Below are 13,319 nucleotides of genomic sequence, written 5' to 3'. Positions count from 1 at the left end.
ATATATGGAGGAGTTTTCTATGACAACTAAGATTGGTATCAATGGATTCGGAAGAATCGGACGCTTAGCATTTCGTAAGATTAAGGAACTACAAGACAAGGGTCAAACTGACCTCGAAGTTGTAGCTATCAACGATTTGACATCACCCGCAATGTTGGCTCATCTATTGAAATATGATACAGCCCACGGCAGCTTCATGACGGATAAAATTTTCTCAACTGAAGATGCTATTGTGGTTGATGGCACTGAGATCAAAGTTTATGCAGAAACTGATGCTTCCAAATTGAAATGGGTCGATAATGATGACGTAGAAATCGTTTTGGAATGTACAGGATTCTATACTTCAATGGAAAAATCTCAAGCACATATCGATGCTGGTGCTAAGAGAGTTCTAATTTCAGCTCCTGCTGGACCAATGCCTACAATTGTTTATGGTGTAAACGAAGACACATTAACAAGCGATGATCATATTGTTTCAGCCGGTTCTTGTACAACTAATTGTTTAGCACTTTTGGCTAATGCAGTTGAAAAGAGCTTCGGTATCAAAGTGGGTACAATGACAACAGTTCACGCTTATACTGCAACTCAAAAATTGCAAGATGGTCCTGATCGTGGTGGAAATGTTCGTGCTGCGCGTGCCGCTGCTGGAAATATCATTCCTCATACAACAGGTGCTGCTAAAGCTATCGGCTTGGTAATTCCTGAATTAAACGGTAAATTGAATGGACATGCTCAACGTGTGCCAGTAATTACAGGTTCAATTACAGAGTTGGTAACTAAATTAAATAAAGAAGTAACAGCTGACGAAGTTAACTCAGCTATCAAGAAATTCACTGATGGTAGTGAATCATTCGGATATAATGATGATGAAGTTGTTTCATCTGATATTATCGACACAACTTATGGTTCAATCTTTGATCCAACACAAACAGAAGTTGTTGGCGATGGCGAAGATCAATTAGTTAAAACTGTAGCTTGGTACGACAATGAAGCTGGATTCGTTGCTCAAATGGTTCGTACATTACAAAAATTAGCAAGTTTTGACTCAGAACCTACTTATGGTGAATAATTAATTATTCAATAGAGCTTGTCATTCGATAAGCTCTATTTTTTTACGAAAAAATTAGTTGCATTATGCACATAATGGTGTTATTTTGATTAGGTGCAAAACACACATAATATACAAAATATAAAATTATAAAAAAAGAGGTAATTAATTTATGAAAGCAGCAATCGTTACAGAAAAAGGAACTACACCAATTTATTCAACTTTTGAAGAACCAGAATCTAAGGAACAAAATGTGCTTGTAAATGTTAAGGCTTCGGCTTTAAGTAATCTAACCAAAATGCGAGCTATGGGAAATCACTATTCAGCTGGTCACGTTTATCCGAATGTGGCAGGAACTGATGGAGTGGGGGAAGTTAACGGCCAACGAATTTATTTCTTAGCTACTAATGCGCCTTATGGATCACTTGCTGAACAAACTTTGATCAATGAACACTTGATGGTTCCACTCCCCGACGGTATCGATGATGTTACAGCCGCCGCTATTGCTAATCCAGGGATGTCATCGTGGGCAGCTTTAGTCAGTCGCGCACATTTTCAAGCTGGTCAGACAGTATTAATTAATGGAGCTACTGGAACAGCCGGAAGTTTAGCCGTTAAAATTGCTTATCATTTGGGAGCTAAGAAGATAATTGTTACTGGAAGAAATGCGGTCAAATTAGCTAAATTGGAAGCAGATGAAGCAATTGCCTTTGATATGAGTAAAGCTGATGGTGCCAAGAAATTTACAGATGATTTAGCAGAAGTATTCAAAGCAGGCGTTGATGTTGTTCTGGATTATCTTTGGGGTGACAGTGCCCTAGCTATCATGACAGCCGTAGCACAATTTGGTGGTCATCATGTAACTAAATTTGTCAGTATTGGGGCATCAGCCGGAAAAGGTGATATTGCCTTGCCATCAGCTATCCTGCGTTCATCGGCTATCGAAATTTTGGGCAGTGGCGTGAAAAGTGCCACGATGCCAGAATTACTTTCTGCTATCAATGGCGTTTTCGAATGGGCCGCAGAAGAAAAAATTGTAATGTCAGTAAATGAATTCGGATTAGAAGATATCGAACAAGCTTGGCAAGCACCATTGAATCCTCGTGCTGTGGTGGTGATGAAATAATGGATAATCAATTAATCGAATCGTTAGTTACCATCGTTACATTCTTTAATCGAACCGACCGTGATCAAGCTTTTATCAAGCAAGCCGGAGTCGATTTAGAAGCTGTTTCATTTCAATTGTTTGTGACTATTGGCCGCATGCAACCAACAAACGTCTCTGATTTGGCCAATATTTTGGGCAAAAGTCACTCTAGCGTCAGTCGCCAGATCGACAAGTTGGAACAAAAACAATTGGTTACAACAAAGGATGGAGAACAAGATGCCCGGGTTCGTTCAATCGTCTTGTCCGGGTCTGGAGAAAAATTGAAAAAGATTCTCGATCAAACCAGAGTTAAGATGATTGATTCTGCTTTGGAGAGCTGGTCTGAAGACGAAAAAAAAGCCTTATCAGATAATTTAGGTCATCTGGCTAAGACTTTAAAAAATATTAAATAAAATTTCAAAAAAATTTTAGTGGAGCGTTTGTATTGTCATATCGTGTCATGGCGGTGTGCTAGTCTTTCATGGTAAACAAAATGTTATGGAGGATGAAATTTTGAACAAAAAGATTAAATATATGGGGATTGCGGCTGCAACATTGTTGACCGTCGTTCCTATCGCTGCACCAGTTTTTAATTCTGCAACAGAGATCACCGCTAAGGCAGATACAGTAAATGACAGTGTTAAGACAGGTACAAGTGCCGCTGAAACAAGTAAAGTGACAGATGCCAATACAAATGCTGATGCAAGCACAGATACAAATGAAGATAAGAAAACAGACGCTGATGCAACCTCTACAGGTACTACTAAGAATACTACATCAGATGTGACTACAGATACTAATACAAATAGTAATAATAATGATGAATTAAATGATGCTGAAGATACAGTAAATGACAATTCTGTTTATAAGACGTCATTAACGGAAGATATGATTCAAACGAATACGGATGATAATGGACAACCAATTAATTATCTTTCTGGTACTTTTCCGGCAATGAAAGATGGTAAGCAAATTCAAATTCCCTATAATCGTGTTGGTGTTATTGGAGATGGTATGAATAGTAGGAGTCTTATCGCAATACCGCACATTGAAGGATATACAGCAAATCAAGATTATACAACATTTGGCGTGAAGAGAGACCCCAAAACAAATCAACCAATAGGTATCACACTTGCTAATGGAATGCCAATATATACAAAGAATGGATCACCAACAACTACAACAACTGAAAATATAGAAGCTTACGAAACAAGCACCATGTTTCCAGATCGTAAAGGACAAGAAAGCTTAAAGGATTCCACTGATATTACATCTGAACAAAAATCCCATGCTCAACAATGGGTAAAGGATATGAAGAGTACTATCCGACTAGCTAAGGATACTCCTCTGGTTACCAATGATGATGTTTCGGTAATTTATATTGTTGGTTCTGATGGTTGGTTTTCAATGGGTTCTTCTAATTTGACCCCAGAAAGTGATATCATGGAAACTTTTAGTGATGATAATCACAATGCAACCGAATTTTTTATGCAATTTAACGATAAAAATGACGCTTTCTTTGATAATGATAATTATCATGTGTTTGCAACGGCAACGGCAAATGATGGTGGAACTAAGAGAAATCTTGCAGCTTTTGAAATTAATAAGCTATTAAGTCAGAAAGGTGGTAAAGGTGTAACTTTCCATTTCGGCGTTCATTATGTTGCTGATCCTGAGAGTGGAAGTGTTTCTATAGATAATGGTAACGAGCATATTGTAGCTGCTGGCGGTTGGTGGGCTCAATTCTTGGAAGGTAACTCAAAACAGGTAGCTTCTAAGGATGTTGTTGTATTACCATATGATGCTGACTCAGAAACTACAGGATCAAATACGAATACAGGAAGTACTACAAATACTGGTTCAAACACAAATACAGGAAATACAACCAACACAGGTACTTCAACCAATACTAATACAAATACTTCAACAACTACTGATGAAAACACAAATGATGATAAGACAACACCAGTAGCATCATATAGTTCTGTATATACACCAACAACAGGTACTGAATTGTATAACGATAATGGTGAACTAATCACCAACGTAAGTCTTGGTAAGAACACAGCATGGAAAGTTGACCAGAAAAAAGTTGTTAAAGGTGTAACTTATCTACGTGTTGCCACAAATGAGTGGGTTAAAGTAGATAATGGTTTGGAAATTAAGTTAGTAGATTCAGTTATTACAACTAATAAACAAGCAATTTTATACAACAGCAAGGGTGAAAGAATCACTAACCGTGTATTAGGCGCTAATACTGCATGGAGAACTGATAGAACAGCTCAAATCAATGGTCAAACAATGTACCGTGTTGCCACAAACGAATGGATTCCCGCAAGTAACGTTCAATAATCTTATTTAAATAACAGTATGAAAATAATTTTTAGAAAAAGATTAGTGGTAAGGCCTGAATTGTCATATAGTGTCACAGCCACATGCTAATCTTATGTAGTAAATAAAATGTTAGGGAGGATAAGATTTTGAATAAAAAATTTAAATATATGGGGATCACAATTGCTGCATTGTTGTTAACAGCTGGTCCAGTTATTGCACCTATTGAGGCAACTAACGTACAGGCTGCTGTTGATTCCGATGGCAATGTTGAAAGACCTGATGGTACATATACAGATAATGGTGATGGTACATATACATTACATGGAGTTATGTATGCGGATATTTGGACAACTGGAGAACATCCTACTGAAACAGGAAATGCATTGACCGTATCATTAGACGGAATAAAAGTAAATTCTACTGGTGAGTTACAACTTCCTGCACCTGAAATTAAGGGATACACTAATTCTTCCGATGGTACTTATAACATCGAACTTGAGGATGGAAATGTATATGTGCTTAATTCATTAGCTTACGTACCTGCTAATGCTGCGACAGCCAACGAAAATAAGAAGTTTGGTATACCTTATTCAACTACTATTACTCTTACAAAAACTGCATATACAGTTGACGATACTGGACTACCAATTACAAAACCAGGAACAAAGGATTTTGTAACATTGCCTACTGGTTCTACTTGGAAAGTAGATCGTGAAATGTTTAGAGACGATGGAGAAGTATATTATCGTGTAGGTAAAAACATGTGGATCGACAATAGAGCTGGAAGTGAGAAATCTCACTTAGGTGTCGTAACTACTAAGAATCAAGCCGCCTTGTTTACAAAAGATGGTTCAAAAATTTCTAACCGTGTCTTGGGTGCAAACACAGCTTGGTTAACTGATCAAACTGCAACTATTAATGGTCAAACAATGTATCGTGTTGCTACTAATGAATGGCTTGCATCAAGAGATGTTAAATAGTATTTTTTAGATAAAAATTAAATATCAAAAAAAATCCCACTTTATACAATTATTTTTGTATAAGGTGGGATTTTGACATATTGTGACGTTGCCGAACTGTATACTGTAACTTGGAATCAGATGATTCCGAATATTTCCTCTATATTATTTATGACTACATGGACATCCCCGTGTCTGTGACTAAACAAAGAATCCAGAAGTCAATTTGATTTCTGGATTTTTTGTTAGCTTTTAATTTTGAATTAATATTTTAGCAACAGCTCTGGCGGAGAATGGATTTTGTCCGGTGATCAGTTGACCATCTTGGATGGCGAATTCTTTGTAGGCACGTTTCTTTTGGAAGTTGGCACCATGTAGCTTGGCAACTTCTTCATTGAGAAATGGCACAACTTTTCTTTTGCCAGCAAGGATCTCTTCAGCAGTCGTGAAGCCAGTTATTTTTTTACCAGCAATCAAGTAATTGTCGTCGGCGTCTTTAACATTCAATAGACCCGCGATTCCGTGACAAACGGAGGTAACGAAACCACCTTGTTGATAAATTTTTCTAGTGATGTCTTGCAATTCTGGATTAGTAGGGAAGTCCCACATGACACCGTGACCACCAGTGTAATAAATAGCTTGATAATCTTCGGGATGAACTTCTGATGGCTTCAGCGAGTTAGTTAAAGCTCGTTGTTGAAAATCAGAACTGCTGTAAATATCCATTGTGGATTTGTCGGTATATTTGAAACTGCGTGGATCGAGAGGAACGAAACCGCCTTTGGGGCTGACGTAATCAATGTCGAATCCGGCTTTAGTCACTTCATCGACGAATTCAGTGGCTTCACCTAACCAAAGTCCGGTAGCCTGATCGGTGCCGTTATATTCAATTGTGTTAGTTAGAACAACTAAAATTTTTCCCATAATTTACTCCTTATCACGTTGTGGCATTAAAGCGGATAGTCCTTGGTGTCTGAGAGAGAATAGTAAAGAACCCCAAGCATTAGTTGTGTGTTGTATTGCTTTATCTTCAGCGATGCGCAACATTTGTAGTTGATAGAAACTTAATCCAACTAAGGAGCCCACTTTTTTGTCCAATTTCTTGGAACCAGTAGTTAAATGATGTAATTTTACAGAAGTGAAGTTACCCCATTTTAGTTGATTAGGCAAGTCAGGCACCATCACTAAGGGACGAGCTAAGCCGATGAAGTCAGTCTCTTCATTTTGAATGGCACTTTCCATACCGGTGGCAGTATTGAAGCCACCTGTAACAACAATAGGAGTGGAGATAGTTTGTTTCACTTTTTGAGCATAGTCGATGAAGAAAGCTCCTTTACCGATACCCTGCATTTTAGGATTCTCGTAATTACCACCAGAAATTTCAATCAAATCAATTCCTAACTGATCCATCTTTTGAATTACTTGAAGTGAATCTGCTTCAGAAAAACCATCACTACTGAAGTCAGATGAATTGATCTTTAAGGCGATAGGGAAATCAGTACCGACTTTCTCACGAATACCTGTATAAATTTCGGTTAAGATACGCATTCTGTTTTCTAACGAACCACCGTACTCATCGTTTCTCTGATTATCGTGTGGAGAAAGAAATTGATTTAAAAGATATCCGTGAGCGGCATGAATTTCAACACCTGAGAAGCCAGCTTGTTGGGCAATTTCTGCGGCATCAATAAATTTGCTGATGATTTGCTTGATTTCAGATGTACTCAAGGCTCGAGGATCATTGAATGCAAAGCTGTTGGAACCTGTCATTGGAATGGCACTGGGAGCAACGGGCTGTTTACTGATAGTTTTAGGTGATTGCTTGCCGGGATGATTTAGTTGCATGAAAATTTTTGTATCGTTAGCAGTTCCAGCCTTAGCCCACTTTTTCAATGGATTTAAATCTTGTTGACGGTCAACAACGACATTGCCATATTCACCACGAGCATTACGATCGACCATGACATTTCCAGTAATAAGTAGGCCCGTACCGCCGTTAGCCCAATGTTGATAAAGTGAGATGAGTTCTGAAGTAGGTTGGTAATTCTTGTCGCCTAAAGCTTCACTCAAAGCAGCCTTGACGAAACGATTTTTAATTGTAGTACCATTTTTTAAAGTTAGAGGTGTAAAGATTGTTGTCATAATTCATTCTCCTGATAATAAGTTTAAACATTTGAACCTATGGGGCAAAAAATAAATTTCACCTTATTTAGATGAAATACTTTTTTCGAGTGAAACAGTTAAATCTTTTAATAGTTGCACCGTCTCGTCTAACGAAACACGATAAAAACGTTCTTTACCAACCTTATTGACGGTAATAACACCAGCGTCTAGCATTAATTTAAGATGATGGGAGACAGCAGGGCGAGATAAATTTATTTGATCGGTGATTTGATTAACGGTCAGTTCTTTATTTTTGCATAATAAGATAATTATCTTTTGACGATTCTCATCTTGAAAGATACTAAAGATGGGCATGCCTTTTCGAAAAAGATCCATTGTTTCTTCAGCCATATCGTTCTCCTTAATTAATAGGTTTAAATGTTTAAACTCATAATAATCATTACAGAATAAAAAGTCAACAAAAAAAACAGAGCCTATGCTCTGTTTTGGAAATTACTATTTGATAGGGTGCTTGTCAGTCAATGCTTTTGTACGAGCATCCAATTTCTTTAATTCTTCAGGATCATTGTGATACTTAATAGCGTCAATGATAATACGTGCTACTTCTTCACAATCTTCTTCGTTAAAGCCTCTTGATGTGATAGCAGGTGTACCTAGACGTAGTCCAGATGTGTACTTAGGAGGTAATGGATCGTTAGGAATGGCTTCCTTGTTAGCTGTGATGTGAATTGTATCAAGAAGGTTTTGTACTTCCATACCATTCAAGTCTGTTTCAGTTAGAACCACGTTTAGCAAGTGATTGTCTGTACCACCAGTTAGAACTGATAGGTCTTCAGAATCATTGATAACTTTGGCCATAGCTGCAGCATTTTTCACAACTTGTTCCATATAATCCTTAAATTGAGGTTGAAGATCTTCACCGAAGGCAACGGCCTTACCGGCAATAACGTGTTCTAGTGGACCACCTTGAGTTCCTGGGAAAATAGCTGAGTTGATCTTTTTACCTAATTCAGCTTTGGCAAAAATCATACCACCACGAGGTCCTCTAAGTGTCTTATGAGTAGTTGTTGTAACGATATCAGCAACACCAATTGGAGTTGGGTGTAAACCAACAGCAACTAATCCAGCGATGTGAGCCATATCAACCATTAGATAAGCTCCAACGGAATCAGCAATTTCACGGAATTTGTTAAAGTCGATAATACGGCTATATGCAGAAGCACCGGCAACAATAAGTTTTGGTTGAACTTCTTCGGCAATCTTTTGAACATCGTCGTAATCGATAAAACCTTCAGCGTTAACGCCATATGAATGGAAGTTATACATTTTACCAGAGAAATTAACTTTTGAACCATGTGTTAAGTGACCGCCGGCATTAAGATCCATACCTAAAACAGAGTCGCCAGGCTTTAGAACAGCTTGATAAGCTGCAGCATTAGCTTGTGAGCCTGAGTGAGGTTGAACATTAACATATTCAGCGTTGAATAACTTCTTAGCACGATCAATTGCAATTTGTTCAATTTGATCGATGTATTCACAACCACCATAATAACGGTGACCTGGATAACCTTCAGCGTATTTGTTTGTTAAAACTGATCCTTGCGCCTTTCTAACATTGTCAGAAACAAGGTTTTCAGAAGCAATCAACTCAATATTTCTATTTTGTCGGTCTTCCTCTTTTTTGATTAGATCAAAAACTTCTTTATCTCCTGTACTATATTGCACTACGACCATCTCCTTAATAATTATTATTAACTACACTTGTACCATCGCTATAATTAATCTTAACACCTTTTTCAATGTTAAAAATATAGACATTGAACGATACTGCTTTATCCGGTTGACCAGCTGAAGTCATTGACTCAGCCATCATTTGCACGCCACGAGCAACTAATTCATCGTTACGATATATCGGTTTGACCCGATACCTAATATAGTTGCCAGGATTTTGCTTTAGGTAGTAGGCAATATCGTTTTCGTGTTTGAGCATTTCCGGGGAATTCAAAGAGCGAGTACCAGTCATCAAATTCTTAGGATTATTATTTTGTCCTGTTAATTGATAACCAATGAGGTGCGAACGATTATATAGCCAGCCACCCTGAATGTGTTTGTTATGCCAACCAGTTGGATTAACATAAAGTCGCTCACGTTTTTGGGTAGGCATTAAGCTCTTGCTTAATAGTGCATCAGCTTGAATCGCACGGTTTAGATTATCTAGATCGGCGAACTCTTGCCAGGGACCATTTGAGACATTTAGTTCGGATTTTGTAAAAGTAGGCGTATTGTTATTGACTTCTATTTCTTGGCTACCATTGTAATTGAGATTAGCTAGACTAGAACTCGAGTAAGTTTTGTTTTTCTCGACTCGACTCGGGTTATCACCGTTACTAACTCCATTGTTCTGGTAGGATTCGTAAACGCCTGATCCACCAACGACAATCATCAGTAACCCTAAGGATACCAACTTGCGGTGAAGACGTTTTTTAGGCTTGACCATGAATGTTGTAAACAACACGATGGCACCTAATAAAACAAGTAATAACATATACATAAAATCGTTCCCCTTACTATGAAGATTTTAGGAAATCTCCATGTATGATTTTATCATATATTTTCAGAAATCTTGAACATTATTTATGAAATTACAAAAATTTATTCGGAATTAACTTGATTAATTAGAGAAATTATATTAATTAATGATAGAATTTGGTTAATAAGTATTAATAGATAAGATCTTGGGGGATAAGCATGAATTTAGATGAAAAGTTTCAATATATGGCAACAGGAAAGCCATACAACGATTTGGATCAATTATTAGTGGACGCTAGAGCAAAATCGACAGAATTAACAACTAAAATCAATAATGAAGATGATGAAGTTAAGAAAGAGGAATTAGTTCGTCAATTGTTTGGTAGAGCCGGTAAGGCACCATTTGTTAATCCTAACTTTCGTTGTGAATTTGGACGTAATATCTTTGTCGGCGATGACTTCTATGCCAACTACGATTGTGTAATTTTAGATGGTGCTAAAGTAACGATTGGAAATAAAGTTTTGTTCGGACCCAAAGTTGGTTTGTACACTAGTAATCATTTATTCGATGCTAGAGAACGTGAGATAGGTGGGTGTATTGCTAAACCAATTTCAATCGGTAATCGTACTTGGTTGGCTGCCAATGTTACGGTTTTGCCAGGAGTAACGATTGGAAATGATGTAATTATAGGTGCTGGTAGTGTTGTAACGCATGATATTCCGGACAAGGTCATCGCAGCCGGTAATCCTTGTAAGGTGATACGTCCAATTGCTGATGCTGACAAAACTGGATTTGTTGGTCGTGATTTTATCTAAGTTACATGGAAAAGGCCTAAGAACGAAAGTTCTTGGGCCTTTTTTGTGGTAGATGTCATTGCTTTTTGTAACCATATAAAGCGACGATCACGCCAAAAATTATGGTTATGATGCCGGTTATTTGCCATAGAACTAATGTTTTAACGGTAATCCATGCTGCTAAGTAGCTGACAACTGAGAATAATGCAAAGGTTGATGTTGAAAGTGCGTGCATTGCCGATATATCCCCAACGTTATATGATCGATACATTAATTTTTCAAAAACGTTTCCTGACATCCCCATGACAATTCCCGCTATTAAAAGAAGAGTCAGTCTTATAAAGTTGTTAATTGGAAATGTGATGACTACAAAACAAATTCCGGAGAGAATGTAATCAACTGCAAAAAAGGTTGGTGCACGCCATTTAACCAATGGAGCCAACAGACCGCCTGCTAAATCACCTGTTTTTTGAACGGCATTAACGATTGAGAACATTGCTACAGCTAATCCTAATTCTTTCATGGTTAGTGGCAACAATTCGAATAATAGACCGGTTATACCGCCTAAAATGGCTTCGAATAGGATAATTAAAAAGGCAGGCATGGTGTGTGAAAACTGATATAACGAATTCAGCATTTGTTTTAAATATGGTTGTTCAGCTTCATTCTCAGCTCTGTCTTTGGGTAGATCAAATTTTTCATCATAACTAATTAACCAGTAAAAAATGATGCCGATTGGTGCACTGGCAAAACTTACTATTAAGAGCCAAATGCTGCCAGACTTTACTAATATAATTGAACTAATAATACTAGTTATAATCGTTATTCCGGAACCCATGAAGTATTGAAAATCAACTGATTTTTCAATCATATCTTCATTTTCTTGGAAGACGACCGGCACAAATCCGACCTCTACAGATCCTGAAATTGTATCTGCGGTACTCAGTATGAAATATAAGATTCCGATACTAAATAGGTTAATATGGTTTATCAAAAATACTCCACCCACAAGAATTGCAGCGGTGGAAATTAATTGCAAACTGATTAAAACTCTTTTATTGTTTCGTATTTGTCCTAGCTTTGGAGATAGAAAGATAATCAAAGCGGGAGGGAGTGCCGCTATTCCTCCAAAAACAGCAACGATTCGCGCATTAGCCCGGTATTCTTGAACTAATAAATAGAGCAGTACCGTTGAATACAAGGTAAATGAAATTAATAATAAAGCTTGTCCGACGACTAATTTAAAAAGATTCCTATTTTGTTTAAGCATCATAAGTCAGAACGTCCCATCCATACCAATTGAACAGCTTGATATTATTATTTATGATATTCATTTATAAGAATTTTAATGGAGACGTGGGTGCGTGTACAAATAATTAAAGTTTACATATAGTATGGCTTTTATCTCTAAATCAAAAAAGACACTCATATCAACCGTATCTTGGTCAATATGAGTGCCTTTAGCATATTATTCAAAAGTCTTTTTCAATGCGGCAATTCGATCATCCAAAGGTGGATGAGTATCGAAAAGTCCTGAGAAATGTTTCTTTTTAGTTGGATCATCAATATATAACGAAGCACTCGCATCATCGACACGGCGCATCGGTTTGGTGCTTTCTTTTAATTTTTCCAAAGCATTGATCAATCCTTGAGGATTACGAGTCAATTCAGCTCCAGAGACGTCAGCTAAGTATTCACGATTTCTAGAGATTGCCATTTGAACTAAACTGGCAATCAATGGTCCCAAAATGGCAAACACCAAACCAACTAGCCAGAGAACAACCCGGATAGCACCCGAATTGTTGTTATCACGATCGTCACGGTCCACGGGAATCCACCAGCGGTAGGCGTTACCGATGAAGTAAGAAATCAAAATGATAGCCGAGGACAAAGCTACGGAAATTGTTGATACACGAATATCGTAATTTTTAACGTGAGAGATCTCATGGGCTAAAACACCTTCGAGTTCTTCACGATTCATCATTTCGTAAAGTCCACTGGTAACAGCTACAGCAGCATGTTGTGGATCACGTCCGGTTGCAAAAGCATTGGGACTAGGATCGTTGATAATGTAAATATCTGGCAAAGGGATATCGGCAACCATTGAAAGGTCTTCGACGATATGCCAGAGATCTGGAGCATCTTTAGCCGATTCCAATTTCTTAGCACCATTCATTTGCATGACGATACTAGTCGATTGAAAGTAGGTTATCAATGTATAGACGATAGCTATTACCAAGGCAATGACGATACCGGAATAGATATTATCAAAAAAGTAAGCACCGATAAAACTACCTAAAGCTGCTAGTATTAAAAAGAAGAAAAAGAAAATAAAGTAAGTTTTACGTTTATTACGATCAATTTGTTCATAAATCATAGGAGA

The 13,319-nt window shown here is 37.6% G+C and carries 13 protein-coding genes; 6 read left to right on the top strand and 7 right to left on the bottom strand.

The features are described from left to right. The first annotated feature begins 19 nt into the window (after positions 1-19). The 5 genes from gap to U8526_RS10420 all read left to right on the top strand — a co-directional run bounded on the left by gap (position 20) and on the right by U8526_RS10420 (position 5,509). Positions 20-1,069, top strand: a complete 1,050-nt coding sequence (gap, locus tag U8526_RS10440; protein WP_334341903.1) for a type I glyceraldehyde-3-phosphate dehydrogenase — start codon at positions 20-22, stop codon at positions 1,067-1,069. Positions 1,070-1,220: 151 nt separating this feature from the next. Continuing rightward, positions 1,221-2,174, top strand: a complete 954-nt coding sequence (locus tag U8526_RS10435) for a quinone oxidoreductase family protein (RefSeq protein ID WP_334341902.1) — start codon at positions 1,221-1,223, stop codon at positions 2,172-2,174. Further along, positions 2,174-2,608: a MarR family winged helix-turn-helix transcriptional regulator gene (locus U8526_RS10430; protein ID WP_334341901.1), complete on the top strand. Its 435-nt coding sequence runs from the start codon at positions 2,174-2,176 to the stop codon at positions 2,606-2,608. Before U8526_RS10435 ends, U8526_RS10430 begins: the two co-directional genes overlap by 1 nt. Before the next feature lie 100 nt (positions 2,609-2,708). Continuing rightward, entirely contained in the window at positions 2,709-4,547 is a 1,839-nt protein-coding gene (locus tag U8526_RS10425) for an SLAP domain-containing protein (protein WP_334341900.1), read from the top strand. A 128-nt stretch (positions 4,548-4,675) separates the two neighbouring features. After that, on the top strand, positions 4,676-5,509 hold the full coding sequence (locus U8526_RS10420) for an SLAP domain-containing protein (protein WP_334341899.1): 834 nt from the start codon (positions 4,676-4,678) through the stop codon (positions 5,507-5,509). A 231-nt stretch (positions 5,510-5,740) separates the two neighbouring features. Here U8526_RS10420 and U8526_RS10415 read toward each other — a convergent pair whose 3' ends face one another. From U8526_RS10415 to U8526_RS10395, 5 genes are all read right to left on the bottom strand, one after another. Continuing rightward, positions 5,741-6,412, bottom strand: coding sequence for a type 1 glutamine amidotransferase domain-containing protein (locus U8526_RS10415; protein ID WP_334341898.1), 672 nt, complete (start codon positions 6,410-6,412; stop codon positions 5,741-5,743). Between the two features lie 3 nt (positions 6,413-6,415). Beyond that, on the bottom strand, positions 6,416-7,630 hold the full coding sequence (locus U8526_RS10410; protein WP_334341897.1) for an NADH:flavin oxidoreductase/NADH oxidase family protein: 1,215 nt from the start codon (positions 7,628-7,630) through the stop codon (positions 6,416-6,418). A gap of 63 nt (positions 7,631-7,693) precedes the next feature. Next, positions 7,694-8,002, bottom strand: coding sequence for an ArsR/SmtB family transcription factor (locus tag U8526_RS10405; protein ID WP_334341896.1), 309 nt, complete (start codon positions 8,000-8,002; stop codon positions 7,694-7,696). Positions 8,003-8,107: 105 nt separating this feature from the next. Continuing rightward, positions 8,108-9,346: a serine hydroxymethyltransferase gene (glyA, locus tag U8526_RS10400; RefSeq protein ID WP_334341895.1), complete on the bottom strand. Its 1,239-nt coding sequence runs from the start codon at positions 9,344-9,346 to the stop codon at positions 8,108-8,110. A 4-nt stretch (positions 9,347-9,350) separates the two neighbouring features. Next, a complete protein-coding gene (locus U8526_RS10395) occupies positions 9,351-10,163 on the bottom strand; it encodes a DNA/RNA non-specific endonuclease (RefSeq protein ID WP_334341894.1) in 813 nt (270 codons plus the stop codon). Positions 10,164-10,360: 197 nt separating this feature from the next. Between U8526_RS10395 and U8526_RS10390 the strand changes: the two genes are divergently transcribed. Further along, positions 10,361-10,957, top strand: a complete 597-nt coding sequence (locus U8526_RS10390) for a sugar O-acetyltransferase (protein WP_334341893.1) — start codon at positions 10,361-10,363, stop codon at positions 10,955-10,957. A gap of 55 nt (positions 10,958-11,012) precedes the next feature. Here U8526_RS10390 and U8526_RS10385 read toward each other — a convergent pair whose 3' ends face one another. Beyond that, positions 11,013-12,209, bottom strand: a complete 1,197-nt coding sequence (locus U8526_RS10385) for a hypothetical protein (RefSeq protein WP_334341892.1) — start codon at positions 12,207-12,209, stop codon at positions 11,013-11,015. Between the two features lie 195 nt (positions 12,210-12,404). Further along, the gene (gene htpX, locus U8526_RS10380; protein WP_334341891.1) at positions 12,405-13,313 is read right to left on the bottom strand and encodes a zinc metalloprotease HtpX; all 909 of its coding nucleotides are present in this window, start codon (positions 13,311-13,313) and stop codon (positions 12,405-12,407) included. Positions 13,314-13,319: the final 6 nt, after the last annotated feature.

The organism is Companilactobacillus sp. HBUAS56275 (assembly GCF_036913655.1).
GTDB lineage: Bacteria > Bacillota > Bacilli > Lactobacillales > Lactobacillaceae > Companilactobacillus > Companilactobacillus pullicola.
The sequence above is the reverse complement of the archived record's forward strand: the minus strand, read 5'-3'. Positions and strand labels throughout refer to the sequence as shown.